25 protein-coding genes are annotated in these 24,529 nt (G+C 71.5%); 20 read left to right on the top strand and 5 right to left on the bottom strand.

Going from position 1 to position 24,529, the window contains the following annotated elements; all coding sequences use genetic code 11:
* Positions 1-7 precede the first annotated feature (7 nt).
* From ACERZO_RS37490 to ACERZO_RS37510, 5 genes are all read left to right on the top strand, one after another.
* Positions 8-385 (top strand): YraN family protein, encoded by a 378-nt coding sequence (locus ACERZO_RS37490; RefSeq protein WP_372670631.1) that lies wholly within the window; start codon positions 8-10, stop codon positions 383-385.
* On the top strand, positions 385-1,896 hold the full coding sequence (locus ACERZO_RS37495; RefSeq protein WP_372670632.1) for a YifB family Mg chelatase-like AAA ATPase: 1,512 nt from the start codon (positions 385-387) through the stop codon (positions 1,894-1,896). The genes ACERZO_RS37490 and ACERZO_RS37495 overlap by 1 nt, the downstream gene beginning before the upstream one ends.
* 280 nt (positions 1,897-2,176) lie before the next feature.
* Positions 2,177-3,316: a DNA-processing protein DprA gene (dprA, locus tag ACERZO_RS37500; protein ID WP_372670633.1), complete on the top strand. Its 1,140-nt coding sequence runs from the start codon at positions 2,177-2,179 to the stop codon at positions 3,314-3,316.
* Positions 3,317-3,419: 103 nt separating this feature from the next.
* On the top strand, positions 3,420-4,403 hold the full coding sequence (locus tag ACERZO_RS37505) for a tyrosine recombinase XerC (RefSeq protein WP_372670634.1): 984 nt from the start codon (positions 3,420-3,422) through the stop codon (positions 4,401-4,403).
* A gap of 109 nt (positions 4,404-4,512) precedes the next feature.
* On the top strand, positions 4,513-5,361 hold the full coding sequence (locus ACERZO_RS37510; RefSeq protein WP_372670635.1) for a FliA/WhiG family RNA polymerase sigma factor: 849 nt from the start codon (positions 4,513-4,515) through the stop codon (positions 5,359-5,361).
* On the opposite strand, the gene ACERZO_RS37515 is transcribed toward ACERZO_RS37510, so the two are convergent.
* Positions 5,362-5,838: a M23 family metallopeptidase gene (locus tag ACERZO_RS37515; RefSeq protein ID WP_372670906.1), complete on the bottom strand. Its 477-nt coding sequence runs from the start codon at positions 5,836-5,838 to the stop codon at positions 5,362-5,364.
* Positions 5,839-6,473: 635 nt separating this feature from the next.
* On the opposite strand from ACERZO_RS37515, the gene rpsB reads away from it, so the two are divergent.
* From rpsB to ACERZO_RS37540, 5 genes are all read left to right on the top strand, one after another.
* Positions 6,474-7,334 (top strand): 30S ribosomal protein S2, encoded by an 861-nt coding sequence (gene rpsB / locus ACERZO_RS37520; protein WP_372670636.1) that lies wholly within the window; start codon positions 6,474-6,476, stop codon positions 7,332-7,334.
* A gap of 88 nt (positions 7,335-7,422) precedes the next feature.
* On the top strand, positions 7,423-8,238 hold the full coding sequence (gene tsf, locus ACERZO_RS37525) for a translation elongation factor Ts (RefSeq protein WP_372670637.1): 816 nt from the start codon (positions 7,423-7,425) through the stop codon (positions 8,236-8,238).
* Between the two features lie 118 nt (positions 8,239-8,356).
* Positions 8,357-9,100: a UMP kinase gene (pyrH, locus tag ACERZO_RS37530; protein ID WP_003065595.1), complete on the top strand. Its 744-nt coding sequence runs from the start codon at positions 8,357-8,359 to the stop codon at positions 9,098-9,100.
* A gap of 48 nt (positions 9,101-9,148) precedes the next feature.
* Positions 9,149-9,706 (top strand): ribosome recycling factor, encoded by a 558-nt coding sequence (gene frr, locus ACERZO_RS37535; RefSeq protein WP_003065592.1) that lies wholly within the window; start codon positions 9,149-9,151, stop codon positions 9,704-9,706.
* A complete protein-coding gene (locus ACERZO_RS37540) occupies positions 9,706-10,824 on the top strand; it encodes a phosphatidate cytidylyltransferase (protein ID WP_372670638.1) in 1,119 nt (372 codons plus the stop codon). Before frr ends, ACERZO_RS37540 begins: the two co-directional genes overlap by 1 nt.
* On the opposite strand, the gene ACERZO_RS37545 is transcribed toward ACERZO_RS37540, so the two are convergent.
* Positions 10,774-11,700: a LysR family transcriptional regulator gene (locus ACERZO_RS37545; RefSeq protein WP_372670639.1), complete on the bottom strand. Its 927-nt coding sequence runs from the start codon at positions 11,698-11,700 to the stop codon at positions 10,774-10,776. The genes ACERZO_RS37540 and ACERZO_RS37545 overlap by 51 nt on opposite strands.
* A 95-nt stretch (positions 11,701-11,795) precedes the next feature.
* Here ACERZO_RS37545 and ACERZO_RS37550 point away from each other — a divergent pair, with 95 nt between their 5' ends.
* Positions 11,796-13,118 (top strand): MFS transporter, encoded by a 1,323-nt coding sequence (locus ACERZO_RS37550; protein ID WP_372670640.1) that lies wholly within the window; start codon positions 11,796-11,798, stop codon positions 13,116-13,118.
* On the opposite strand, the gene ACERZO_RS37555 is transcribed toward ACERZO_RS37550, so the two are convergent.
* Positions 13,106-13,951 carry a VOC family protein gene (locus ACERZO_RS37555; RefSeq protein ID WP_372670641.1) on the bottom strand — a complete coding sequence of 282 codons (846 nt, stop codon included), beginning with the start codon at positions 13,949-13,951 and terminating at the stop codon, positions 13,106-13,108. The two genes, ACERZO_RS37550 and ACERZO_RS37555, sit on opposite strands and share 13 nt — an antisense overlap.
* 112 nt (positions 13,952-14,063) lie before the next feature.
* Here ACERZO_RS37555 and ACERZO_RS37560 point away from each other — a divergent pair, with 112 nt between their 5' ends.
* The gene (locus tag ACERZO_RS37560) at positions 14,064-14,873 is read left to right on the top strand and encodes a class I SAM-dependent methyltransferase (RefSeq protein WP_372670642.1); all 810 of its coding nucleotides are present in this window, start codon (positions 14,064-14,066) and stop codon (positions 14,871-14,873) included.
* Here ACERZO_RS37560 and ACERZO_RS37565 read toward each other — a convergent pair.
* Complete coding sequence (locus ACERZO_RS37565; RefSeq protein WP_372670643.1) at positions 14,813-15,457, bottom strand: PadR family transcriptional regulator; 645 nt, start codon at positions 15,455-15,457, stop codon at positions 14,813-14,815. The two genes, ACERZO_RS37560 and ACERZO_RS37565, sit on opposite strands and share 61 nt — an antisense overlap.
* Before the next feature lie 162 nt (positions 15,458-15,619).
* Between ACERZO_RS37565 and ACERZO_RS37570 the strand changes: the two genes are divergently transcribed.
* The 6 genes from ACERZO_RS37570 (at position 15,620) to ACERZO_RS37595 (ending at position 22,378) form a co-directional block, all read left to right on the top strand.
* Positions 15,620-16,627, top strand: a complete 1,008-nt coding sequence (locus ACERZO_RS37570; RefSeq protein ID WP_372670644.1) for a FecCD family ABC transporter permease — start codon at positions 15,620-15,622, stop codon at positions 16,625-16,627.
* Positions 16,624-17,649 (top strand): FecCD family ABC transporter permease, encoded by a 1,026-nt coding sequence (locus tag ACERZO_RS37575; protein ID WP_372670645.1) that lies wholly within the window; start codon positions 16,624-16,626, stop codon positions 17,647-17,649. The genes ACERZO_RS37570 and ACERZO_RS37575 overlap by 4 nt, the downstream gene beginning before the upstream one ends.
* Before the next feature lie 10 nt (positions 17,650-17,659).
* The gene (locus tag ACERZO_RS37580) at positions 17,660-18,478 is read left to right on the top strand and encodes an ABC transporter ATP-binding protein (RefSeq protein ID WP_372670646.1); all 819 of its coding nucleotides are present in this window, start codon (positions 17,660-17,662) and stop codon (positions 18,476-18,478) included.
* Positions 18,468-19,475 carry an ABC transporter substrate-binding protein gene (locus tag ACERZO_RS37585; RefSeq protein WP_372670647.1) on the top strand — a complete coding sequence of 336 codons (1,008 nt, stop codon included), beginning with the start codon at positions 18,468-18,470 and terminating at the stop codon, positions 19,473-19,475. The genes ACERZO_RS37580 and ACERZO_RS37585 overlap by 11 nt, the downstream gene beginning before the upstream one ends.
* Positions 19,476-19,488: 13 nt before the next feature.
* Positions 19,489-19,974, top strand: coding sequence for an Lrp/AsnC family transcriptional regulator (locus ACERZO_RS37590; protein WP_372670649.1), 486 nt, complete (start codon positions 19,489-19,491; stop codon positions 19,972-19,974).
* A gap of 109 nt (positions 19,975-20,083) precedes the next feature.
* A complete protein-coding gene (locus ACERZO_RS37595; RefSeq protein ID WP_372670651.1) occupies positions 20,084-22,378 on the top strand; it encodes a transketolase-like TK C-terminal-containing protein in 2,295 nt (764 codons plus the stop codon).
* On the opposite strand, the gene ACERZO_RS37600 is transcribed toward ACERZO_RS37595, so the two are convergent.
* Positions 22,371-22,967: a hypothetical protein gene (locus tag ACERZO_RS37600; protein WP_372670653.1), complete on the bottom strand. Its 597-nt coding sequence runs from the start codon at positions 22,965-22,967 to the stop codon at positions 22,371-22,373. The two genes, ACERZO_RS37595 and ACERZO_RS37600, sit on opposite strands and share 8 nt — an antisense overlap.
* A gap of 126 nt (positions 22,968-23,093) precedes the next feature.
* Here ACERZO_RS37600 and rlmN point away from each other — a divergent pair, with 126 nt between their 5' ends.
* On the top strand, positions 23,094-24,200 hold the full coding sequence (rlmN, locus tag ACERZO_RS37605; RefSeq protein WP_372670654.1) for a 23S rRNA (adenine(2503)-C(2))-methyltransferase RlmN: 1,107 nt from the start codon (positions 23,094-23,096) through the stop codon (positions 24,198-24,200).
* Between the two features lie 31 nt (positions 24,201-24,231).
* A complete protein-coding gene (locus tag ACERZO_RS37610; protein ID WP_372670656.1) occupies positions 24,232-24,498 on the top strand; it encodes a hypothetical protein in 267 nt (88 codons plus the stop codon).
* Positions 24,499-24,529 lie beyond the last annotated feature (31 nt).

Here is a 24,529-nt window from a genome sequence, read left to right on the forward strand (position 1 = left end):
CGACACGATGACGGGCACCGACCAGCTCGCAAGACACCGCCGCGACCTGGGCGCGTGGGGCGAGGACCTCGCGTCCCGCCACCTGCAGGACCGCGGCCTGGTCCTGCTGGGCCGCAACTGGCGCTGCCGCGAAGGCGAAATCGACCTGATCCTCACCGACCGCACCCGAGTGGTGTTCTGCGAGGTCAAGACCCGCACGGGCACCGAGTTCGGCTTGCCATCGGAGACGGTGACGGAGGAGAAGGCGGGCCGAGTACGCCGAGCAGCCGAGCGCTGGCTACGCGAGTACCGCATCGGCTGGTGCCCGGTCCGCTACGACGTGGTGACGATCCTCGCGGAGCCGGGCAAGCGCCCCCGCGTCCAGCACATCGAGGCGGCGTTCTGATGCCTATCGCGAGGGCTTGGAGTGTCGCTTTGCTCGGCATCGACGGCCGGGTCATCGAGATCGAAGCCGATCTCGGCGGCGGCCTGAGCCGCGTCACGCTCGTCGGCCTCCCCGACACCGGACTGCGCGAGGCCAAAGACCGTGTCCGGTCGGCCGTCCGCAACTCCGGCCAGTCCTGGCCCGACGGAAAAGTGACGCTCGGCTTGTCGCCGGCGAACCTCCCCAAGGTCGGTTCGGCGTACGACCTCGGCATCGCCGCGGCCGTCCTCGCTGCTACCGGCTCAGTCCCGGCGACGCGGCTGGACGGCACGGTCCTGCTGGGCGAGCTTGCCTTGGACGGCCGTGTCCGCCCGGTGCGCGGCGTTCTCCCAGGACTCCTGGCGGCACGGGCGGCCGGTTACCAGCGCGCCGTAGTCCCCGCGGACTCGCTGGTCGAGGCAGCGCTCGTGGACGGCATCAACGTCGCCGGCGCGGCCCACTTGCGCGACCTGGTGGGGTGGTTGAAGAACGAGACGGACCTCGTACCCCCTGATCCGCCGAGCCCACCGGCAATCCCGTCGGTACCGGATCTCGCGGACGTCATCGGCCAGCCGGAGGCCCGCTGGGGCCTGGAGGTCGCGGCGGCGGGAGGCCACCACCTCTTGCTCACGGGTCCACCGGGCGTCGGGAAGACAATGCTCGCTCGTCGTTTGCCGGGGCTCCTGCCGCCTCTGTCTCCGGAAGAGTCGTTGGAGGTGACGGCGGTGCACTCGGTTGACGGCTCACTGTCGAAGTCGTCGCCGTTGGTGACGGTGCCGCCGTTCGTGGCCCCCCACCATTCGATCACGGTGGCGGCTCTGATCGGCGGCGGCAGTGGCTTGCCCGTGCCTGGCGCGATCAGCCGGGCCCACCGTGGAGTGCTGTTCCTGGATGAGGTCTGTGAGTTCGGCAGCGATCGGCTCGAGTCGCTGCGCACGGTGCTGGAGGAGGGCGAGGTCCGTATCGCACGCGTCAAGGGCTCGATCACCTACCCCGCGCGGTTCCAGCTGATCCTGGCGACGAACCCGTGTGCCTGCGCACCGCCCAAGGAGGTGGATTGCGTGTGCTCTCCGACAGCCCGTCGTCGCTACTTGGGCCGATTGTCTGGTCCGCTGCTCGACCGGGTGGACATCCGCGTGAACTTGCGACCGTTGAGCGCCATGAATGCGCACGACACGGGAGCGATGGAGTCTTCCGATACGGTCCGCAGCCGGGTGTTGCAAGCTCGCGAACGAGCGGCGCACCGCTGGCAAGCTCACGGCTGGCGCTCGAATTCGGAGATCCCGGGGCCGGCCCTACGCCGCGCGTTCACCCTCGCCCCGAACGCAACGCTGCTGCTCGACCGAGCAATGGACCGCGGAGCTCTGAGCGGCCGAGGGGCCGATCGTTGCCTGCGAATCGCATGGACCCTCGCAGACCTTGATGGCGAACCCCGTCCCGGCGTGGACCAGGTCAGCTCAGCCCTTGCCTTCCGCGAGCGGGTGGCGGCATGAGCGCCGCGAAGCTGCGCACGGCCTACCCGCGGGTCGCGGGGCGGCTGACCCCGATTTTCGCCAGGCGAGCGAGCCAGAGGCCTGACCGGCTATGCCAAGCCAGCGTTCCTCTGGCGAAGTCCACGACCATCGCGGGGCCAGGTCCGGTCGGCTCGTCCTTGACGTCGCGACCGGGCGGTGCAGTGAACCCCGATGGGTTGCGGCGGCCGTGCGCATCGGCGGCCGACCCGCCGGCACACTCGATCGGCTCGCTTCAGGCTATTCGTGAGCGGGTGGCGGCATGAGCGTCGACGAGCTGCGGCAAGCCCGCGCCTACCTACTGCGCGTCGCGGAGCCTCCAGCCGCCGCGCTGGTCGCCTTCGTTGCCGAGCGCGGCCCGGTCGACGCGGCCGCCCGGGTGCGTCGAGGGGACTGTCCGCCCGAGGTGCTCAAAGCGACCGAAGCACGCCGCGGATTCGACCTCGTCGGCCAGGACTTCGCGCGGGCCGCCGCGGCCGGGGCTCGGCTCGTCGTCCCCGAAGACGATGAGTGGCCCGCCTGGCCGCTGCTCGCCCTCGAACAAGCGGCCCGGCGTGGCGTGTCCGAAGCCGTGCCTCCGCTCGCGTTGTGGGTCACCGGCGATGTCGCCCTCGGCACCGCCGCCGACCGCGCTGTCGCCGTGGTCGGTGCTCGGGCGGCGACCGAGTACGGCGAGCACCACGCCGCCGAGCTGTCCTACGGCTTGGCCGCCCGGGGCGTTCCGGTGTTCTCGGGCGCGGCTTATGGCATCGACGGCGCCGCCCACCGCGGTGCGCTCGCCGCCTCGGGCGTCACCGTCGCCGTGCTCGGCTGCGCCGTCGATGCGGGCTATCCGGCCGGCCACGTCGGCCTGCTCAACCGGATCGTCCGCGACGGCGGCGCGGTCGTCAGCGAGTACCCGCCCGGCACACCGCCCGCCCGGCACCGGTTCCTGGTCCGCAACCGGCTGATCGCGGCCCTCACCGAAGGCACCTTGGTCGTCGAAGCCGGCAAACGCAGCGGCGCGCGCAACACCGCGAGCACCGCCGGGGCCCTCGGCAAGGTGGTCATGGCCGTGCCGGGACCCATCGCTTCGGGGATGTCCGTCGGCTGCCACGACCTGATCCGCGACTCCCGCGCGACACTCGTCTCGACCGTCGACGAGATCCTCGAGACCGTCGGCCGCTTCGGCATCGCCGAGGACCCGGCCGCGCGGCCGAGGCGTCCGACCGACCGGCTCGGCCCCGAGGCGTTGCGGGCCTACGAGGCGCTTGCCGCACGCACCGACCGGTCGGACTCCGAAATCGCCGTCGAATCCGGGCTGCCGCTGCGGAAAGTGCGTGCCTTGCTGCCGGCGTTGGAGATCGACGGATTCGCCGTCCGCGGCGACGCGGGCTGGCGACGACGGAGGGAAAGCGCGTGAACGCCACGAAATCCGGGCGAAATCGTCGAAGCCGTTCGGCCGGTCCGGTGTGCCCGCGTGGCGATCCTTGACCGGAGGCGGATGTTCGCGCAGCGTGACATCCATGCCGCCGCCATCACACTCCGGCCGGGGCCGCCGGCCGGACCTGCGTGCGCTCCGGGCCGCGCTGCCCGAGCCGGTCCGGGCCGTCGTCACCGGGTACGAACGGCACCTCGGGCTGGAACGCGGCCTGTCCGCGCACACCGTCCGGGCGTACGTCGGTGATGCGGTGTCGCTGCTCGGGTTCGTCGTCGACGGCGGTGGCGGGCTCGCCGACCTGGATCTGGCGCGGCTGCGGGCGTGGCTCGCCGCCCAGCAGACCGGTGGGGCGAGCCGGACGACGCTCGCGCGGCGGGCCGCCTCGGCGCGGACATTCACCGCCTGGGCGCACCGGACCGGCGTCCTCGCGACCGACCCCGGCGGCCGGCTCGCCGCGCCGCGGGCGCACCGCACCCTGCCGGGGGTGCTGCGCGCCGGCCAGGCGGGGGAGGTCATGCAGGCGTCGGCGGCCGGCGCGGCCGAACGCGATCCCGTCGCACTGCGTGATCGCGCGATCGTCGAGCTGCTCTACGCCACCGGCATCCGCGTGTCCGAGTTGTGCGGGTTGGACCTCGGTGGAGCCGACTTCTCCCGTCGTGTCGTGACGGTGCTCGGCAAGGGCGGCAAGGAACGCGTGGTGCCGTTCGGCGTCCCGGCAGCGCAAGCGCTCGACGACTGGATCACCGAGGGACGGCCGAAGATCGTCGCGGAAACCGCCGGTGACGGCGTCGAGCCCGCGCTTTTCCTCGGTGTCCGGGGGAAACGCGTCGACCCGCGCGCGGTGCGGCGGGTGGTGCACGACGCCGTCTCGGCGGTGCCCGGAGCGCTCGACATGGGGCCTCACGGCCTGCGGCATTCGGCGGCGACGCATCTGCTCGAGGGGGGTGCGGATCTCAGGAGCGTTCAGGAACTGCTCGGTCACGCTACGCTTGCCACGACGCAGCTCTACACTCATGTGACCGTCGACCGGTTGAAAGCGATCCATGACCGAGCGCACCCCAGGGCCTGAGGCAGCCCGGGGAGTCTCGCCGGGGTCGTCACCAGCGGGCCCGGCGGCGCACGCGCATCCGCACGAGCACGGAGACGACACTGAGCCGCATGCCGAGAACGACTGTGCAATGACCGCAGGACCGCACGTGACCGAAGCCACCGGAGTGACCACTCGCGGTGAGGCCGCCGCGCCCGCGGAATCGCGCGCCGGCTACGACGTCGACGCCGGGATCGCGGCGCTGTGGCGGCAGTTCGCCGACAGCCCCGACCAGGCGTCGCGCGATCGGCTCGTGCTGCACTACGCCCCGCTGGTCAAGTACGTCGCGGGCCGGGTCGGCACCGGCCTGCCGACCCACGTCGACGTCGGTGACCTCGTGCAGTCCGGCATCTTCGGCCTCGTCGACGCGATCGAGAAGTTCGACCCCGAGCGCGGCCTGCGCTTCGAGACGTACGCGATGCAACGCATCCGCGGCGCGATCCTCGACGACCTCCGTTCGCAGGACTGGGTGCCGCGCGCGGTCCGCAGCAAGGCCAAGGAGGCCGAGCGCGCGATGGAGCGGCTGGGCGCCCGCCTGAACCGCACCCCGACCGACGCCGAGCTCGCCGCCGAGCTGGGCATCGGCCTCGACGACCTGCGCGACTTCTACGGCCAGCTGCAGCTCACCAGCGTCGTCGCGCTGGAGGACCTGGTGGCCGCGGGCAAGGACAGCGGCTCGCTGGTCGACACGCTGCCCGACGACGACGCCGTCGACCCGGTCGCGGTGCTCGTCGACCAGGACAACCGCCGCCAGCTCGCGCAGGCCATCGCCCAGCTGACCGAGCGCGACAAGATCGTGGTCAGCCTCTACTACTTCGAGAGCCTGACCCTCGCCGAGATCGGCAAGGTCCTCGGCGTCACCGAGTCACGGGTCAGCCAGCTGCACACGCGAGCGGTCATGCGGCTGCGCGCCAAGCTGGTCGAGCAGACCGGCACCTGATCAGGGCCCACCTCCCCACGGCTTGAGGCGGAATTCGCCGAGCTCGCCGGTGAGGGCGAGGGGATCGACGTACTCGTCGCCCCGCCGCACGCCCCAGTGCAGGCAGGCGGCGATCGCGCAGCCGGGATGCCCGGCGAGGACGGTCCCGAGCACCTGCCCCCGGTAGACCTGCTCCCCGACGGCGACTTTCGGCTCGACGGGCTCGTAGGTGGTGCGCAGGCCCCCGTCGTGGTCGACGGACATGACGGGCCGCCCGCCGACGAGCCCGGCGAAGACGACGACACCGGCATCGGCCGCGAGTACCTCCTGCCCGGGGACGGCGGCCAGGTCGACGCCCCGGTGCCCGGCGCCGTAGGGCGTTTCGGGGGCGTCGAAGTACTTCGTGACCACCGGAACGGGTGATAGTGGCCAGGAGAGCCGCCCTTGGGGCACGGCCGGAGTCGAGCCGAGCGCGGTCGCCGGTTCGACCACCGCCATCAGCTCGGCTCGCACGCGCTCGGCCAGCCGCCGGCCACCGACCGACGGCGGGCGCTCACCCGTCCGGGGTGGTGGTGCGGGTGGGGGTCTGTACTCGCCAGGTATCCCCAGGCCGGCCGGTGCCGCCGCGAACACCGGACCGGCTGCCCGCCCGGACGCGGGCGGCGCCGGGACCACCACGGCCAGCCCCGCCAAAAAGACCGCAGTGACCAGGGCAATCATGCCCCAAACGCGACCCGTCGAACGCCGCCTGAAACCGTTGATCAACTCCATGGCTCCAGCCTGCGGCACCGGACACCCGCGTGGGGGCCCGGTCGCGAATCTGTGGACAACTCGGGCCGTTCCGGAGCCGGTGTGGACAACTCGGCCGCCGGTGGGGGAGGGGCTGGTGGCAGGGGGTAGAATCTTCTGCGCGGTCCGCGTGAGCGGGCTGACTTCGCGTGCACGTGCGCGTTCCCTCGAATTTTTCCTACCGCGGGAGACGCACGGGGTCCGGCGGTCCCTGGGGCTCATCACCCCTCAGGGTCCGGGCTCCGGCACGGGCACCAGGGCGAACGGCCACCCGGCCGCGAGCGACAAAACCGAGCAGCGCGTCCAGCGGGCGCGCGCGACACAGAAGAGGTGTGATTCCGGCAATGGCCGTCGTCACCATGAAGCAGCTGCTCGACAGCGGCGTGCACTTCGGGCACCAGACCCGTCGGTGGAACCCGAAGATGAAGCGCTACATCTTCACCGAGCGCAACGGCATCTACATCATCGACCTGCAGCAGACGCTGACCTACATCGACCGTGCGTACGAGTTCATCAAGGAAACCGTCGCGCACGGCGGCACCATCATGTTCGTCGGCACCAAGAAGCAGGCTCAGGAAGCCATCGCGGCCGAAGCCTCGCGCGTGGGCATGCCCTACGTGAACCAGCGCTGGCTCGGCGGCATGCTGACCAACTTCCAGACCGTGCACAAGCGTCTCCTCCGCCTGAAGGAGCTCGAGTCGCGCGAGCAGACCGGCGGCTTCGAAGGTCTCACCAAGCGCGAAATCCTCACGCTCACCCGTGAGAAGGACAAGCTCGAGAAGACCCTCGGCGGTATCCGCGACATGGCCAAGGTGCCGAGCATCGTGTGGATCGTCGACACGAAGAAGGAGCACATCGCCGTCGGCGAGGCTCGGAAGCTGAACATCCCGGTCGTCGCGATCCTGGACACCAACTGCGACCCGGACGAGGTCGACTACCCGATCCCGGGCAACGACGACGCCATCCGGTCGGCCGCGCTGCTGACCAAGGTCGTCGCCGAGGCCGCGGCCGCCGGTCTGATGCAGCGCTCCAGCCGCAACGGTGCCTCCGCGGACACCAAGCCCGAGCCGGGCGTCGCCGCCGACGAGCCGCTGGCCGAGTGGGAGAAGGAGCTGCTCGCCGGCTCCGAGACCGCCGCCGCCGACGCGACCGAGGCCGCTGCCGCGACCGAGGCCGCCACCGAGCAGGCGACCGCCTCCTCCTGATGTCCCACCGCCCGTGCGGCCGGCCCTTCGGGTCGGCCGCACCGGCGTAGCAACCCACAGATTTCCTGCAAAGGACGGATTTACCAGAATGGCGAACTACACCGCCGCTGACGTGAAGCGCCTGCGCGAGATGACCGGCGCCGGCATGATGGACTGCAAGAAGGCGCTGGAGGAGAACGACGGCGACTTCGAGAAGGCCGTCGAGTTCCTCCGCATCAAGGGCGCCAAGGACGTCGGCAAGCGCGCCGAGCGCGCCACCGCCGAGGGCCTGGTCACCGGCGACGGCGGCGTCCTCATCGAGCTCGACTCCGAGACCGACTTCGTCGCGAAGAACGCCGACTTCCAGGCGCTCGCCGCGAAGATCGTCGAGGTCGCGAAGACCCTCAAGACCAGCGACGTCGAGGCGCTCAAGGGTGCCGAGCTCGACGGCAAGACCGTCAACGAGGTCGTCCAGGAGCTGTCCGCCCGCATCGGCGAGAAGCTCGAGCTGCGCCGCGTCGTGGCCTTCGAGGGCCAGACCGCGACCTACCTGCACCGCCGCGGCTCCGACCTGCCGCCGGCCGTCGGGGTGCTCGTCGAGTTCACCGGTGACGACGCCGAGGCCGCCCGCGGGGCTGCCATGCAGGTCGCCGCGCTGCGCGCGAAGTACCTGACCCGCGACGAGGTGCCGGCCGAGATCATCGAGAACGAGCGCCGCATCGCCGACCAGACCGCTCGCGAGGAAGGCAAGCCGGAGCAGGCGCTGCCGAAGATCGTCGAGGGCAAGGTCAACGCCTACTACAAGGACAACGTCCTGCTCGAGCAGCCGTCGGTCAAGGACAACAAGAAGACCGTCAAGGCCCTGCTCGACGAGGCCGGCGTGACGCTGACCAAGTTCGCGCGTTTCGAGGTCGGCCAGGCCTGAGCTCAGGCCAGGGCGTAGGTTTCACACCCACAGTGCCCCGTCTCCGTCCATCGGGGACGGGGCACTGTCGGGTCCAGAGAAGTTTTGCAGCGGTCGAGGGGCGTAGGAGGCGACATAGATGGGTGACCGGGTCGAAGGTGGCTACCGGCGGGTGCTGCTGAAGCTGGGCGGCGAAATGTTCGGCGGTGGTTCGATCGGCGTCGATCCGGATGTCGTCCACTCGGTCGCGCAGCAGATCGCCGACGTCGCCCGCACCGGCGTCCAGGTCGCGGTCGTGATCGGCGGCGGCAACTACTTCCGCGGCGCGGAGCTCTCGCAGCGCGGCATGGACCGCGACCGCGCCGACTACATGGCGATGCTGGGCACCGTGATGAACTGCCTGGCGCTGCAGGACTTCCTGGAGAAGGAAGGCCTGCCCACCCGCGTGCAGACCGCCATCACGATGGGCCAGGTCGCCGAGCCCTACATCCCGCGCCGCGCCGAGCGGCACCTGGAGAAGGGGCGCGTCGTGATCTTCGGCGCCGGGGTCGGCATGCCGTACTTCTCCACCGACACCGCGGCGGCGCAGCGTGCGCTCGAGCTCGGCTGCGAGGCCGTCCTGATGGCCAAGGCTGTCGACGGCGTCTACACCGCGGACCCCAAGGCCGACCCCACCGCCGAGATGTTCCGCGAGATCACCCACCGCGAGGTGCTGGAGCGGGACCTCAAGGTCGCCGACGCGACGGCGTTCAGCCTCTGCATGGACAACAACATGCCGATCATCGTGTTCAACCTGCTCACCGAGGGGAACATCGCCCGCGCGGTGAGTGGTGAAAGAATCGGCACGTTGGTCAGCACCCCCGCCGACGGGGTGCCGGCCTAGACCTGCTGGGATCAGCAAGCGCCACCCATCACAACTACGGGAGTGACCGTGATCGACGAGACCCTCCTCGATGCCGAGGAGAAGATGGAAAAAGCGGTGTCCGTCGCCAAGGACGAGCTGCAGTCGGTACGCACCGGCCGGGCTTCGTCGGCGATGTTCTCGCGGATCGTCGTCGAGTACTACGGCTCGCCGACCCCGCTGAACCAGCTCGCGAGCGTGAACGTGCCGGAAGCCCGGATGGCGCTCATCAAGCCTTACGACCAGTCGCAGCTCGGCGCCATCGAGAAGGCGATCCGGGAGTCGGACCTCGGCGTCAACCCGAGCAACGACGGCCAGGTCATCCGCATCGTCATCCCGCAGCTCACCGAGGAGCGGCGCAAGGAGATGGTGAAGGTCGCGAAGGGCAAGGGCGAGGACGCCCGCGTCTCGATCCGCAGCGTCCGCCGCAAGGCCAAGGACGAGCTCGACCGCATCGCCAAGGACGGCGAAGCCGGCGAGGACGACGTCGCGCGCGCGGAGAAGGAACTGCAGAACCTGACCGACACCTACGTGCACAAGGTCGACGAGCTGGTCAAGCACAAGGAAGCCGAGCTGCTCGAGGTCTGATGGCACAGGTGAGCGAGGAACGCGAGGACCGGGTGGACGCGACCGGAGAACAACCGGCCGGCACGCCCGGGACGCCGGGACCGGGCTACGACGGCACCCCGGCCACGCCGGATTTCCCGGGAACCGCCGGGGCGGCTCCGGCGGGCGCCGAAACCGGCGAGGCGGCCGGTTCGGCGACCTCGCAGCCAGGCCTAGCGGCCGCACCGGCGGGCTCGGAAACCGGCGAAGCGAGCCGGTTGTCGGCTGCCGGGGCCGCCGAGGCGACCTCGGTGCCGGTCACGCCGGCGGCCGAGGGCAAGAAGGCCTCCAAGGCCGGCCGGAACCTGCCCGCGGCCATCGGGGTCGGGTTGCTGCTCGGTGCCGCCATCATCGTTTCGCTGCTCACCGTGCGCTTCCTCTTCATCGGGATCATCGCGATCGCGATCGCGGTCGGCACCTTCGAGTTCGCCGGGGTGCTGCGCCGGGTCGCCGACGTCAAGGTCGCGATGATCCCGGTGCTCGTCGGCGGGCAGGCGATGATCTGGCTCGCCTGGCCTTTCGGCCGCGAAGGCGCGCTCACCGCCTTCGTCCTCACCGTGCTCGCCTGCCTGCTGTGGCGCCTGCCCGGCGGCGCGAAGGGCTACCTGCGCGACATCAGCGCGTCGACGTTCGCGGCCGCCTACCTGCCGCTCTTCGGGGCCTTCGCGGCGATGCTCGTGCCGCCGTCGGACGGTGTCGGGCGGGTGCTCACCTTCCTGATCGGCGTCGTCGCGTCGGACACCGGGGGCTACATCGCCGGTGTGCTCGGCGGGAAGCACCCGATGGCCCCGACCATCAGCCCGAAGAAGACCTGGGAAGGCTTCGGCGGTTCGCTCGTCGGCGGGGTCGTGGCCGGCGCGCTCACCCTGAGCCTGCTGCTGGACGGCCACGTCTGGCAGGGCGTCATCTTCGGCGTCGCGATCGTGCTCACCGCGACCCTCGGCGACCTCGTCGAGTCGCTGATCAAGCGCGACCTCGGCGTCAAGGACATGGGCACGCTGCTGCCCGGGCACGGCGGCATCATGGACCGCCTCGACTCGCTGCTGCCCTCAGCCGTCGTGTCCTGGCTGCTGCTCTCGGCTTTCGTGCCGCTCGGCTGACCCGGCGTCCCAGCGCATCGTCGCCCGCAGGCCGAGCACCCGCTCGACGACCAGGGCGACCTCCGGCCGGTCGTCGTCGCGGCGGTGCACCAGGAACCACGGCCAGCGCGCCGGCGTGGTGATCGGGCGGCGTGCCAGGCTCGGCGGGAACGGTGCCGTGTGCCGCTTCGGCGACTGCAGCACCGGGACCCGCAGCTGCGTCACGTGGTCGAAGAACGCCTGGCCCGTGACGCCGCCGTCGTCGATCCGGACGACGCGCGCGCCACTCGCCGCCGCGTAGCCGAGCGCGAACTCGTTCCACGCCTGCCACGACGACTGGTCGGAATCCACCAGCACCGACACCGCGGCCGCCGGCACCGTCTCGGCGCGCGCGAAGCGGTGATCACCCGGCAGGACCGCGGGCAGAGTCTCGACGCGCACCAGGTGCGCCGCCAGGTCCAGCTCCGCGAGCCGCCGCTCGTCCACCCAGGTCAGCGCCAGGTCCAGGGTTCCGTCGGCGACGCGGACGACCTGCGTGTGCGACGGCAATACCCACTCGTCGAGCCGGGCGACGTCGCCGAGCAGTCCCGTCAGTTCGCCGGGCAGCCAGCTCACGTGCCCCAGCCGCAGCTTCGTCCGCGCGGTGCCGCGGACGCGCTGGGCGGCCGCGTCCGCCAGCTCCAGGATCTGCCGCGCGTCGCCCACCAGAGCGGCCCCGGCGCGGGTGAGCTCGACGTGCCGCCGGTCGCGGACGAACAGCGCCGCGCCCAGCTCGCGTTCGAGCTTCTTGATCTGCTGCGACAGCGACGGGCTCGCGATGCGCAGCCGTTCCGCGGCGCGGGTGAAGTGCAGCTCCTCGGCCACGGCGAGGAAGTACCGCAGCTGCCGCAGCTCCATGGGAACACCGTAGACCTGCGGTGCGAGGTTCCGCCTAACAGACGTAGGCGATGCTTCGTGGACCACCGAAGCTTTCGCGGGTTTGACTCGGGGTCATGACCACCGAAACCCGTGCTCCGGCGAAGCTGGCCCTGTCCGCCGTCTGCCTGGGCTTCCTGATGATCACGCTCGACGCGACCATCGTGAACCTCGCGCTGCCCGCGATCGGCGCCGAGTTCGGCGAGCCGTCGACCGCCGCGCTGCAGTGGGTCGTCGACGCCTACACCGTCACGCTCGCCGCGTTCCTGCTCACCTGGGGTGCTGCCGGCGACCGGTGGGGTTCGCGACGCGTCTTCGAAGCGGGTGTCGCCGTCTTCGTCGTCGCCTCCATCGGCTGCGCGCTCGCCGGGAACGCGACCTGGCTGATCGCGGCCCGCGCGGTCCAGGGGGCGGGGGCCGCCGCGCTGCTGCCGTCGTCGCTCGCCTTGATCGTCCACCAGTTCCCGGACGCGCGGGACCGGGCTCGCGCCCTCGGCGTCTGGGGCGGCATGAGCGGCGTCGGGCTGGCCGCCGGGCCGGTGCTCGGCGGGCTCGCGGTCGGCCTCGCCGACTGGCGGCTCGTCTTCGCGGTCAACGTCCCGGTCGGGATCGTCGCGATCGTCCTGACGCGCCGCGCGGTCACGGAACCACCACGCCACCAGACGCACCTCGACTTCGCCGGGCAGCTCTTCGGCACAGCGTCGCTGGCCGCCTTCGTCGCCGCGTTCATCGAAGCCGGCCACGTCGGCTGGGTCGCTCCGGCGACACTCGCGCTGCTCGTCGGGGGCGTGGTGGCCGGCGCGGTGTTCGTGACGGTCGAGAAGCGCGTACCCGAACCCGTGCTGCCGCTCGAAATACTCAAGATCCGGAACTTCGCGGTGGCGACCGGGATCGGCGGCCTGTTCAACTTCTGCCTCTACGGCACGCTCTTCTGCCTCGCGTTGTTCCTGCAACGCGCTTGGGCGCTCGGCGCGCTGGCCGCCGGGCTCGCGCTGGTGCCGCTGACGATGGCGGTCGGGCTCAACGCGTTCTTCAGCGGACGGCTGACCGGGCGGTTCGGCCCGCGCGTCCCGATGGTCGCGGGCGCGGTGGCCGGGCTCGCCGGCGCGACCGGCTTCGCGCTGCTCCCCGCGGAGCGCGCACTCGTGCCGTTCGTCATCGTCTCGGTCGTCTTCGGCTGCTGCTCGCTGGCCATGCCGGCGATGACGTCGCTGGCGATGAACTCGTTGCCGGGCAAGGCCGGGCTGGCCGCCGGCGTGCTCAACGCGTCCCGCCAGACCGGCGGCGCGATCGGGGTCGCGCTCGTCGGCGCGCTGCAGCCGGCCGCCGGGATGTGGCTGGTGGCGGGCGGGTACGCGCTGGTGGCGGGGCTGGCCTTCGCCGAGCGTCAGTCGTCGTAGGGGTCGTCGACCTCGGCGCGGCCCCATTCCTCGGAGACGCGCGAGTGGTCGATCACCGCGAAGACCGCGCCTTCCGGGTCGGCGAGGATCGACATCCGGCCGAACGGCGTGTCGTACGGCTGGATCACGACCGTGCCGCCGTGCATGAGCGACTCGCCCGCGACCGCGTCGACCCCGCGCGCCGGGTCGATGTCGAAGTAGACGAGCCAGTGCGGCGGGGTGTCGAGGCTGTACTCCGAGCCCATGACGTACCGGTACAGCACGGGTTCGTGTTCGATGAGCCATTCGACGTAGTCCAGGGACTCGCCGTCGCCGATCTGGTGGCTCCCGTAGGTGAAGAGCTTGGTGTAGAAGTGATCCGCCGCGACGCCGTCGTGCGTGTTGAGGTCCGCGCCGCTGAAGGTGTTGGGGATCCCGGTGACGAACTCCCAGTCCGGTGGCACCTCCCAGAACACCACTGGCGCGCCGCAGGCGTCGAAGGCGTGCAGGATCGTGCCGCGCTGCGGGATCGGCATCGGGCCGAGCGTCAGCCGCCCGCCGAGGTGCTCCACCCACTCGGCCGCGCTCGCGGTGTGCGGCACGGACAGGTGCGGCATCCAGCCCAGCGGCGCGCCCGGCGCGGCGCGGTACAGGCCGCCGACGGGGAGGTTGTTCATCGTCGCGATGGCGTAGCGGCCGTCGGACGTCGCCGGATCCCGTTGAGTGGTGTACTCCCAGCCGAAGAGGGCACCGTAGAATCTCTCCGCTACGGCCTGCTCGCGGCAGGCCAGCTCGATCCAGCACGGAAGCCCGGCCGGAACCGGGGACGGGGGACTGGCCGGGCCGATCGTCATGTGGTGCTCCTCCCGAGACCCACCGAATTCTAGGCGTGAACCGTGTGGTTTCCGCCAAGATTCGGTCGCCGGAAAATCACTGCCGGCGCAGGAGAGCCCGAAAGGAGCAGCGGTGCGGTGGTCGTCCCGGCGCGCGGAGGTCGTGCCGAGTCCGAACATCTGGTACTACCCGGCGGACTACGAGCTGGAGAACCGGGCGCAAGACAGCGCCGGCGAGATCTGGCGCGTGCTGCGCGAAGAGGTCGATTGGGCCGGCCGGGACGTGCTGGACGTCGGCTGCGGAGACGGGTTCCACTTGCCGCGCTTCGCCCGTGACGCCCGTTCGGTGCTCGGGGTCGAGCCGCACGAGCCGTTGGTGCGAAGCGCGCTGAAGCGCGTGGAGGGACTGTCGAACGTGGACGTCCGGATGGGCCGGGCCCAGCGGCTGCCGGTCCGCAGCGCGAGCGTCGACGTCGTCCACGCGCGCACGGCGTACTTCTTCGGACCCGGCTGCGAGCCGGGCCTCGCGGAGGCCGAGCGGGTGCTGCGGCCGGGCGGGGCGATCGTGATCGTCGACCTCGACGTGACCAGCGAGCCCTACGGCGGCTGGATGCGCGCCGACCTCCCGCACTACGACCCGGTGGCGGTGGAGCGGTTCTTCGCCCGCGCCGGGTTCGGCCTACGCCGGGTCGCCACCGAGTGGCGTTTCGCGACCGCCGCCGACCTCGAAGCGGTGCTGAAGATCGAGTTCAGCAAGCGCGTCGCCGAACAGGCGATCACGGAGTCCTTGCAGCGTAACGGGAATCGCGCGCAGGACCTGACGCTGCCGGTGGGCTACCGCGTGCACACGCGGGTCAAGCCCACCGGCCTCGTCCTGCCAGGTCACTCGGCTGCTTCTTCGGAAGCCGAGGACTCGTCTTCGTCCTCGCCGAGGATGCCGTAGAGCGAGCGCCGGGCGTCGTTGAGCACTTCGGCCGCGCGGGCCTGCTGGCTCTCGGTGCCCGCGCGCATGATCTGCACGACCGCGGCGGCCAGGTTCTTACCCGCCTTGGCCAGCCCGACCTCGGTCGGGTCGACGTCCTGCGCGATCTGCTCCCACGGCGGGGTGCTGTCCTGCTCCTCCGCGGCGGTGCGGCCGGCGTCGGTCAGCTCGAAGAGCTTCTTGCCGTGCTCGTCCTTGCTGATGACCAGGCCTTCGTCGGCCAGCAGCTGCAGCGTCGGGTAGACCGAGCCGGGGCTCGGGCGCCAGAAGCCGCCGGAGCGCTCGCCGATTTCGCGGATGATCTCGTAGCCGTGCCGGGGCTGCTCGGCGAGCAGCGCCAGGATCGCGGCGCGGACGTCACCGCGGCGGCTGCGCCGTCCGCCGTGACCCCGCCGGCCCGGTCCGTGGCCCCGGCCGCGTCCGCCGCGCGGACCGAAACCCGGCCCGAAGCCCGGGCCGAAATCGCCGAAGCCACCGAAGGGCGCACGCCCACGTTCCTGGGCGAAGGGGTGTTCTTGAGTGAAGGGGTGTCGTTGCCTACGCATGTCGGTTGTTCCTTTCTCGAACGGTTGCGACACGTTCACGATATATCGGAAACAGTCGGATGGCAACCTCACTCTGGTGATGCCGCTCACGGAACTTGAGCCCTCAAGTTCCGAGCCATAGGGTAGGCAAGCCTAAAGACCTGTTAGCAGAGGTAACGACCAGTGCGGACCCGATCGCTCCCGCTCACGGCCGGGCTGGTGGTCCTCACCGCGGCCGTGGCCGCCGCCGTGCTGCTCAGCATCGCCGTCGGCACCCGCGGCCTGAGCCCGGCCACCGTGCTGGACGCGCTCTTCCACTTCGACCCGGGCAACCCCGACCACCTCGTGGTCCGCGAGCTCCGGCTCCCGCGCACGCTCGCCGGGGTGCTCGCCGGCGTCGCGCTGGGCCTGTCCGGCGCCGTCATCCAAGGCGCGACGCGCAACCCGCTGGCCGACCCGGGCCTGCTCGGCGTCAACGCGGGGGCGGCCCTCTTCGTCGTCCTGGGCATCGGCACCTTCGGCATCACGAGCGTCGGCGGATACGTCTGGTTCGGCTTCGCCGGTGCCGCCGCGGCCGGCGCGGTCGTCTACGGCGTCAGCTCGCTCGGCCGGGCCGGGGCGACACCGGTGAAGCTCGCGCTCGCCGGCGCGGCGGTGACCGCGGCCCTGGCCTCGGTGACCAGCGCGCTCCTGCTCACCGACGCCACGACGTTCGACCAGTACCGCTTCTGGCAGGTCGGCTCGCTGACCGGCCGGGACGCCGCGACGATCACCCAGGCCGTGCCGTTCGTGGTCGCCGGCGTGGTCCTCGCGCTGGTCTCGGCCCGGCTGCTCAACGCGCTCGCGCTCGGCGAGGACGTCGCCCGCTCGCTCGGCCAGAACGTCCCGCTCGCGCGGCTGGTGTGCGCGCTGGCCGTCGTCGTGCTCTGCGGGTCGGCGACGGCGATCGCCGGGCCGATCGCGTTCGTCGGGCTGACCGTGCCGCACGCCGCCCGGCTGCTCACCGGCCCGGACCACCGCTGGCTGCTGCCGTACTCCGCGCTGCTGGCCCCGCTGCTCCTGCTCGTCTCCGACGTCGTCGGCCGCGTGGTCGCGCGTCCGGCCGAGGTCCAGGTCGGGATCGTCACGGCGCTCGTCGGCGCGCCCGTGTTCGTCTTCCTCGTGCGCCGCCGGAAGGTCGTGGCGGTGTGAACGCCGTCGAGGTGGTCGCCGCCGCGCGCCGCCGGGGCTCGGTCCGAGCCCGTTCGGTGACACTGGTGCTGCTGCTGGCGATCGTCGCCGTCTTCGCGGTTTCGCTGGCGGTGGGCGACTTCCCGGTGCCGCTCGGCGACCTGCCCGGGCTCCTCTTCGGACGGAGTGCCGGCCGCGCGGCCTACGTCGTCACCGAACTGAGGCTGCCGCGCGCGGTCACGGCCGTCCTCGTCGGCGTCGCCTTCGGGACGTCCGGCGCGCTCTTCCAGCGCCTGCTGCGCAATCCGCTCGCCAGCCCGGACGTCATCGGCGTGACGCAGGGCGCGAGCGCGGCGGCGGTCGTCGCGATCGTGCTGTTCGGCGCCGGCGGCGCGGTCGTCTCGGCCGCCGCACTGGCCGGCGCGCTGCTCACCGGCGCCACGATCTACCTCCTCGCGCGCCGAGGCGGCGTTCCCGGCTACCGGCTGGTGCTCGTCGGCGTCGGGGTCGGGGCGGTGCTGACCAGCGTCGTCTCGTACCTGATGACCTGGGCCGACGTCACGCTCGCCCAGCAGGCCCTCGTCTGGCTGACGGGCAACCTCAACGGCCGCGGCTGGGACCACGCCGGCCCGTTGGCCGCCGCGCTCGTCGTCCTGCTGCCCGCGGCGCTGCTGCTGGGCCGGGCGCTCACCGGGCTGCAGCTCGGCGACGACACCGCCGCCGGGCTCGGGCTGAACGTCGAACGCACCCGCGTGACGCTGCTCCTGGTCGCCGTCGCGCTCGCCGCGTTCGCGACGGCCGCCGCCGGGCCGGTCGCGTTCGTCGCGTTCGTGGCCAACCCGATCGCCACCCGGCTCGTCGGCGGCGCTCGCGCGGGACTCGTGCCCGCGGCGCTCACCGGCGCGCTCGTGGTCCTGCTGGGCGACTTCGCGGCCCAGCACCTGCTCGGCGCCCAGCTGCCGGTCGGCGTCGTGACCGGCGCGGTGGGCGCGCCCTACCTGCTGTGGCTGCTCGCGAGCGCCAACCGCGCGGGGCGGATGTGAGGGGAACGCCGTGACACTGCACACCGAGAACCTCGAGCTGGGCTACGGCCCGCTGCGCGTGGTGAAGGACCTGTCCGTGCGGATCCCGCCCGGCAAGGTCACCATGATCGTCGGGACCAACGCGTGCGGGAAGTCGACGCTGCTGCGCGGCCTGGCGCGGCTGCTGACTCCCACCCGAGGTGCGGTCTACCTCGACGGCACGGGCATCACGACGTTGCGCAGCAAGGACGTCGCGACGGTGCTGGGCCTGCTGCCGCAGTCGCCGACGGCGCCCGAGGGCATCACCGTCGCCGACCTCGTCGGCCGCGGCCGTTACCCCCACCAGGGGATGTTCCGCCGCTGGAGTGCCGAGGACGACGACGCCGTCGCGAAGGCGATGCTCGCGACCGACACCGTCGAGCTGGCCGACCGGCCGGTCGACGAGCTGTCCGGCGGGCAGCGCCAGCGCGTCTGGATCGCGATGGCCCTGGCGCAGCGGACGCCGTTGCTGCTGCTCGACGAGCCCACGACGTTCCTCGACATCGCCCACCAGGTCGAGGTCCTGGACCTGCTGGCCGAGCTGAACGCCGAGGACGGCCGGACGATCGTCATCGTCCTGCACGACCTCAACCTGGCCGCCCGCTACGGCGACCACCTGATCGCGATGAAGGACGGCCGGATCGCCGCCGAAGGCGCCCCCGCCGACATCCTCACCGCCGACCTCGTCGCCGACGTCTTCGGCATGCCCTGCCAGGTCATCCAAGACCCGGTCTCCGCCACGCCCCTGGTCGTCCCGATCGGCCGGCGGCGGGCCACCCCTCAGGAAGAAGGCACCCCCGATGCGTCCTAAGTGGACACGCCCAGCCGCCGTGCTCGCGGCCGGCACCCTGCTCGCCGCCTGCTCGCAGCCGGCGAAACCCAGCAGTTCGGGCGTCGGCGACCAGGAGGTCGCCACCGGTGGCCGGCTGTTCTCGACCGCGGACAGCGAGACGGCCAAGCTCGGCGCGGACGTCGGCCCCGGCGTCTTCCCGCGCACCGTCACGCACGCGCTGGGCAAGACGAAGCTCGACAAGAAGCCCACGCGGGTCGTGGTCCTGGACAGCGGCGAACTCGACGACGTCCTCGCGCTCGGCGTCACGCCCGTCGGGATGGCGACGACGGCCGGGCAGAGCGGCGTGCCGTCCTACCTCGCCGACCGCGTCAAGGGGATCCCGACGGTCGGGGACATCAACAACCTCGACCTCGAGCAGATCGCGGCGCTGACGCCGGACCTCATCGTCGGCAGCAAGCTGCGGGCCAACGACCTCTACCCGCAGCTGTCGAAGATCGCGCCGACGGTGTTCAGCATCCGGCCCGGGTTCCCGTGGAAGGAGAACCTGCTGCTGGTCGGTGCTTCGCTCGGCGACGAGACGAAGGCCGTCGGGCTGCTGAACGACTACCAGAAGCGCGCGAACGAGGTGAAGGCGTCGGTCAAGGGCGCGCCGAAGATCTCGCTGCTGCGGTTCCTCTCGGGCAACATCCGGCTCTACGGCAACCTGTCCTTCATCGGCGTGATCCTCAAGGACGTCGGTCTCGAACGGCCCGCGAACCAGAACATCAACGAGCTGGCCGCGCAGATCTCGAAGGAGCGCATCGACGAGGCCGACGCCGACTGGATCTTCTACTCCAGCTACGGCGCCGGGCCCAGCGCGGACGAGAAGGCCGTCACGAGCAGCGGGCTGTGGGCCGGGCTGGGTGCGGTGAAGGCGAAGCACGCGATCCCGGTGGCCGACGAGGTGTGGTTCCTCGGGTTGGGCCCGATCGGGGCGATGAAGGTCCTCGACGACCTTCAGAAGTACCTGGGCTGAGAAGATCGGGCGCGTGCCGGAAATCATCGACGAGATCGACGCGCGTCTGCTGGAAGCGCTGGGGGAGGACCCCCGGGCCACGGCGGTCGCGCTGGCCGAGCGGCTGGGCCTGTCCCGCAACACCGTGCAGGCCCGGCTCGTGCGGCTCGAGCAGCGTGGCGTCCTCCGGTCGTTCGAACGCCGCATCGACCCGGCCCGGCTGGGCTACCCGCTGCGGGCCTTCGTCAACGCGATGGTCGACCAGCGGCGCCTGGCCGAGATCGCCGACGCCCTGTCCACGATCCCCGAGGTCACCGAGGTGTGCGGGCTGACCGGGGCGAGCGACCTGATGGTGCAGGTGGTGGCCGTCGACGCCGACGACCTCTACCGCATCGCCGGGCGCATCCTCGCCTCGCCCGGGGTCGAGCGGACGAACATCTCGCTCGTCATGCGCGAGCTCGTCCCGTACCGCCTGACGCCCCTGCTGGACCGCGTGCATTCTGCGCACCCGGAGACCTGAGCCGTCCGCTTCCGGTGTGCATTCTGCGCACTCGCGGTGGCATCGGTTGTGCGTTGCGTCCACCAGTGCTGTCCTGGTGTGCGCTTCCTGCACGAAAGGTGTGTCGACGATGACCCATGCCCCCGTGACCGCCCCGGCGCTCACCGCGATCGAGCAGCGGGTCCTCTGGCTCGCCACGGCGATCGTGCACCAGGCCAACCGGGTCCGGCCCAACCCGTCGGGGCTCAAGGTCGGCGGGCACCAGGCGTCGTGCGCCTCGCTGGTCTCGATCATGACGTCGCTGTGGTTCCGGCACCTGCGGCCCGAGGACCGCGTCTCGGCGAAGCCGCACGCGTCGCCGGTGCTCCACGCGATCAACTACCTGCTCGGCGAGCTGGACGAGGCCTACCTGCCGACGCTGCGCGAGTTCGGCGGCCTGCAGAGCTACCCGAGCCGCGCCAAGGACCCCGACCCCGTCGACTACTCGACCGGCTCGGTCGGCATCGGCGCGACCGCCCCGATCTGGGGCGCGCTGGCGCGCCGCTACCTGACGACCCGGGGGTCTTCGGCCGGCACCGGCCGCCAGTACTCGCTGGTCGGCGACGCCGAGCTGGACGAGGGCGCGATCTGGGAGGCCATCCTCGACCCGGCCGTCGCCGAGCTCGGCGAGATCGTCTGGATCGTCGACCTCAACCGCCAGTCGCTCGACCGCGTCGTCCCGAACATCGCGGCCGGGCGGCTGCAGGGCATGTTCGACGCGGCGGGCTGGCAGGTGCTGACGCTGAAGTACGGCCGCCTGCTGGAGGAGCTGTTCACCCGGCCGGGTGGCGCCGAGCTGCGCGCCCGGATCGACGGGATGCCGAACCCCGAGTACCAGCGGCTGCTGCGCTGCGACGCGGGCCAGGTGCGCGACCGGCTGCCCGCGGGGGACGCGGCGTTGGCCTCGCTCGTGGCGTCGCTGGACGACGAGACGCTGCTGGCCGCCGTCCGCAACCTGGGCGGTCACGACCTCGGCTCGCTCGACGAGGCCTTCGCGTCCATTTCGGACGACCGGCCGACGGTGATCTTCTGCTACACCGTCAAGGGCCGCGGGCTGCCCACGCAGGGGCACCCGCAGAACCACTCTTCGCTGCTGACCGTTTCGCAGATGGAAGAACTGGCTGCTTCGCTGGGTACGGACCTCGCTTCGCCGTGGGAAGGCTTCGCCTCGGACTCGCCTGAAGCCGCGTTGTGCGCCGAAGTTGCTTCGCGTCTTCGCCGTCTGGACGTTCCTTCGGCGCCTTCGCTGGAACTGCCCGTCGACATCGGGCGTACGCCTTCCGGGACGGCTACGACGCAGGCGGCGCTGGGCCGCGTCCTGCTCGACCTGACGCGCGAAGCGCCCGAAGCGGCGAAGCGCGTCGTGACGGTCAGCCCCGACGTCAGCTCGACGACCAACCTCGGCGGCTGGGTCAACAAGGTCGGCGTCTGGTCGGCCACCGAGCGCCGCGACTGGTTCGAGGACGACCCCGAGACGATCATGCACTGGCGGGAGAAGCCGACCGGCCAGCACGTCGAGCTGGGCATCGCCGAGACGAACCTGGTCGGCCTGCTCGGCGAGCTGGGCGCGACCTGGAGCCGCTGGGGCGAGCCGCTGCTGCCCATCGGCGTCATGTACGACCCGTTCGTCGAGCGCGCGCTGGAGCCGTGGTCGTTCGGCATCTACGCGGGCGGGCAGTCGATCCTGATCGGCACGCCGTCCGGCGTCACGCTCGCCCCGGAAGGCGGCGCGCACCAGTCGATCACCACGCCGTCGATCGGCATCGAGCAGCCCGGCTGCGTCAGCTACGAACCGGCGTTCGCGATCGACACCGAGTGGACGCTGCTGGCGGCGCTCGGCCGGCTCGGCAAGCCGGGCGGCACGTCCTCGTACTTCCGGCTCTCGACGCGCCCGGTCGACCAGACGCTCGCCGCCGTGCCGACCGACCCGGCGGCGCGCGAACGCCGTCGCCGCCAGGTGGTGGCCGGCGCGTACCTGCTGCGGCGCGCTGCGGAACCGGTGGTCACGCTGGCGGCGATGGGCGCGCTGGTGCCGGACACCCTGGCGGCGGCCGAGCGGCTGGCCCAGGTGGGCGTCGAGGCGGACGTCGTGTGCGTGACCAGCCCGGGTCTGCTGTTCGAGGCCGTCCAGGCGCGGTCGGGCCGGGGCGACGGCTCGTCGTGGATCCTGGACCAGGTGTTCCCGGCTTCGCGGGCTCGCCCGTTGGTGACCGTCCTCGACGGGCACCCGCACACGCTGGCGTTCCTGGCGGGGATCAACCGCGTGCCGTCGGTCGCGCTGGGCGTCACGAAGTTCGGGCAGTCGGGGTCACTGGAGGACGTCTACCGCTACTACGGCATCGACACGGACGCGATCATCCGGGCCGCGCTCGACGCCGTCAGCTGAAGGTCGCGCCGGCGAGCAGGGCGTCCATCTTCTCGTTCCAGCCTTCGAAGGCCCCGTACTGGACGACGAGGATCTTGCTCGTCGGCAGCCACCACATCCGGACCTGGTTGTTCTGGGTCTCGTCCTTGCAGGTGACTTCCCAGCGGCCGTACTCGGCCGTCTTCGTGCCGATCGGCTTGAAGCCGGATTCGACGAGGTTGCTGCCGGTCGCCTCCGCGGCCTGCCCGGGCGGCGACGCGGCGGTGATGCACGTCGGCACGTCGGTGCCGGTGTACCAGCCGAAGGGGCGCTTCGCGCTCGGGAGGTTGATGGGCGCGTTGGGGTCCGCGGTCGCTTCGTGCAGGTCGAGCAGCCGGGCTTCGCAGACGACGGTGCCTTCGGCGACACAGCCGTCGAGCAGGCCGTCTTCGCTCGCCTGGGTGTACTTCGCGCCCGGGGGCAGCGTGACGTGCATCGTCCCGACGACGACCTGCGGCCCGGCGGCCTTCGTCACCGTGGGTACGGGCTGCGCCTGCCCGCCGGTCGACGTGCTGCAGGCGGCGGCGCTCAAGACCACCGCGAGGGCCAGGACGTTGTGCCGGAAGGACACGGGCTCACCTCTTTCGTCCGCTGTTGGACTCCCGGACGGCCTTCCCGGTTTCGCCGGTGACCTGGCGTACATTCGGCCAGGGCGGTTCGGGCGGTGCTGGTGGGCGCGTGGGACACTGGTCAGGTTATGACTGCCCTCCCGCTCGTCTTCGACGCCCCCAAGCGCGGCCTGCCGCCGCGCCACCTCGCCGACCTCTCCGTGGCCGAACGCGCTGCCGCCGTCGCCGAGCTGGGGGAGAAGCCGTTCCGCGCGAAGCAGCTGTCGAACCACTACTTCTCGCGGTTGACGGTCGACCCGGCGGAGATGACGGACATCCCGGCGGCTTCGCGGTCGAAGCTGGTCTCGGATTTGATGCCGACGCTGCTGACGGAGGTCCGCGCACTGGAGGCCGACCGGGGCGCGACCCGCAAGACGCTCTGGCGCGCCCACGACGGCACGCTCCTGGAGAGCGTCCTGATGCGCTACCCGGACCGCGCGACGCTGTGCATCTCGAGCCAGGCCGGCTGCGGCATGGCGTGCCCGTTCTGCGCGACCGGCCAGGGTGGTCTGGACCGCAACCTGTCGACGGCGGAGATCGTGGACCAGGTCCGCTCGGCGGCGGCGGTCATGCGCGACGGCACGATGCCGGGTGGTCCCGGCCGGCTGTCGAACATCGTCTTCATGGGCATGGGTGAGCCCCTGGCCAACTACAAGCGCGTGGTCGCGGCGGTCCGGCGTATCACGGACCCCGCGCCGGGTGGTCTGGGGATCGGGCAGCGGTCGGTGACGGTGTCCACTGTGGGGCTGGCGCCGGCGATCCGGAAGCTGGCGGACGAGAAGATGCAGGTGCGCCTCGCGGTGTCGCTGCACACGCCGGACGACGAGCTGCGGGACACGCTGGTGCCGGTGAACAACCGGTGGTCGGTGGACGAAGTTCTGTCGGCGGCGCGGTACTACGCGGACACCTCGGGACGTCGGGTGTCCATCGAGTACGCGTTGATCCGGGACATCAACGACCAGCCGTGGCGGGCGGAGCTGCTGGCCAAGCGGTTGCGGCAGCACCTGGGTCAGCTCGTGCACGTGAACGTGATCCCGTTGAACCCGACGCCGGGTTCGAAGTGGGACGCGTCGCCGAAGCCGGTGGAGCGGGAGTTCGTGCGGCTGGTCAACGCGGGCGGGGTAGCGTGCACGGTGCGGGACACCCGCGGCCAGGAGATTGCCGCGGCCTGTGGCCAGCTGGCCGCCGAAGGCTGATTTTTGTTTCAGTGATGGAGAAATTGTCGTGATGTATGCCCCCAGCCTGCTCGACCCGGCTGCGGAATCGTTGAAGCTCTCGGATTTCACCGGCGCGACGGACGTCGCCCGGGAGGCGCGGACGTTGCTGGGCGAGCGGTTCAGCTCGGTGACGTTCATGTACGTGCTGATGCGCGCGTACGAGGTGGAGTACACAGCGGCCTGTGATGCGGCGCGGTGGCACGAGTTCCACGGCGGCCCGCGGGCGCTGTCGGATGACGATCTGGAGAAGCTGCTCGCTCCGTGGCTCGACCGCTGACAAGGCCCCCGAGGAATCCCCGGGGGCCTTG

Origin of the sequence: Amycolatopsis kentuckyensis (assembly GCF_041679295.1) — a bacterium.
Lineage (GTDB): Bacteria > Actinomycetota > Actinomycetes > Mycobacteriales > Pseudonocardiaceae > Amycolatopsis > Amycolatopsis kentuckyensis_A.

Excerpts from the sequence above, each read along its gene's own strand:
- ACERZO_RS37555 (WP_372670641.1), bottom strand. The coding sequence starts at position 13,951 with ATGACGATCGGCCCGGCCAGTCCCCCGTCCCCGGTTCCGGCCGGGCTT.
- dprA (WP_372670633.1), top strand. The coding sequence starts at position 2,177 with ATGAGCGTCGACGAGCTGCGGCAAGCCCGCGCCTACCTACTGCGCGTC.
- ACERZO_RS37510 (WP_372670635.1), top strand. The coding sequence starts at position 4,513 with ATGACCGCAGGACCGCACGTGACCGAAGCCACCGGAGTGACCACTCGC.
- ACERZO_RS37495 (WP_372670632.1), top strand. The coding sequence starts at position 385 with ATGCCTATCGCGAGGGCTTGGAGTGTCGCTTTGCTCGGCATCGACGGC.
- ACERZO_RS37545 (WP_372670639.1), bottom strand. The coding sequence starts at position 11,700 with ATGGAGCTGCGGCAGCTGCGGTACTTCCTCGCCGTGGCCGAGGAGCTG.
- rlmN (WP_372670654.1), top strand. The coding sequence starts at position 23,094 with ATGACTGCCCTCCCGCTCGTCTTCGACGCCCCCAAGCGCGGCCTGCCG.
- ACERZO_RS37505 (WP_372670634.1), top strand. The coding sequence starts at position 3,420 with ATGCCGCCGCCATCACACTCCGGCCGGGGCCGCCGGCCGGACCTGCGT.
- tsf (WP_372670637.1), top strand. The coding sequence starts at position 7,423 with ATGGCGAACTACACCGCCGCTGACGTGAAGCGCCTGCGCGAGATGACC.
- ACERZO_RS37610 (WP_372670656.1), top strand. The coding sequence starts at position 24,232 with ATGTATGCCCCCAGCCTGCTCGACCCGGCTGCGGAATCGTTGAAGCTC.
- ACERZO_RS37550 (WP_372670640.1), top strand. The coding sequence starts at position 11,796 with ATGACCACCGAAACCCGTGCTCCGGCGAAGCTGGCCCTGTCCGCCGTC.
- ACERZO_RS37515 (WP_372670906.1), bottom strand. The coding sequence starts at position 5,838 with ATGGCGGTGGTCGAACCGGCGACCGCGCTCGGCTCGACTCCGGCCGTG.
- rpsB (WP_372670636.1), top strand. The coding sequence starts at position 6,474 with ATGGCCGTCGTCACCATGAAGCAGCTGCTCGACAGCGGCGTGCACTTC.
- ACERZO_RS37565 (WP_372670643.1), bottom strand. The coding sequence starts at position 15,457 with ATGCGTAGGCAACGACACCCCTTCACTCAAGAACACCCCTTCGCCCAG.
- ACERZO_RS37540 (WP_372670638.1), top strand. The coding sequence starts at position 9,706 with ATGGCACAGGTGAGCGAGGAACGCGAGGACCGGGTGGACGCGACCGGA.
- ACERZO_RS37490 (WP_372670631.1), top strand. The coding sequence starts at position 8 with ATGACGGGCACCGACCAGCTCGCAAGACACCGCCGCGACCTGGGCGCG.
- pyrH (WP_003065595.1), top strand. The coding sequence starts at position 8,357 with ATGGGTGACCGGGTCGAAGGTGGCTACCGGCGGGTGCTGCTGAAGCTG.
- ACERZO_RS37585 (WP_372670647.1), top strand. The coding sequence starts at position 18,468 with ATGCGTCCTAAGTGGACACGCCCAGCCGCCGTGCTCGCGGCCGGCACC.
- ACERZO_RS37595 (WP_372670651.1), top strand. The coding sequence starts at position 20,084 with ATGACCCATGCCCCCGTGACCGCCCCGGCGCTCACCGCGATCGAGCAG.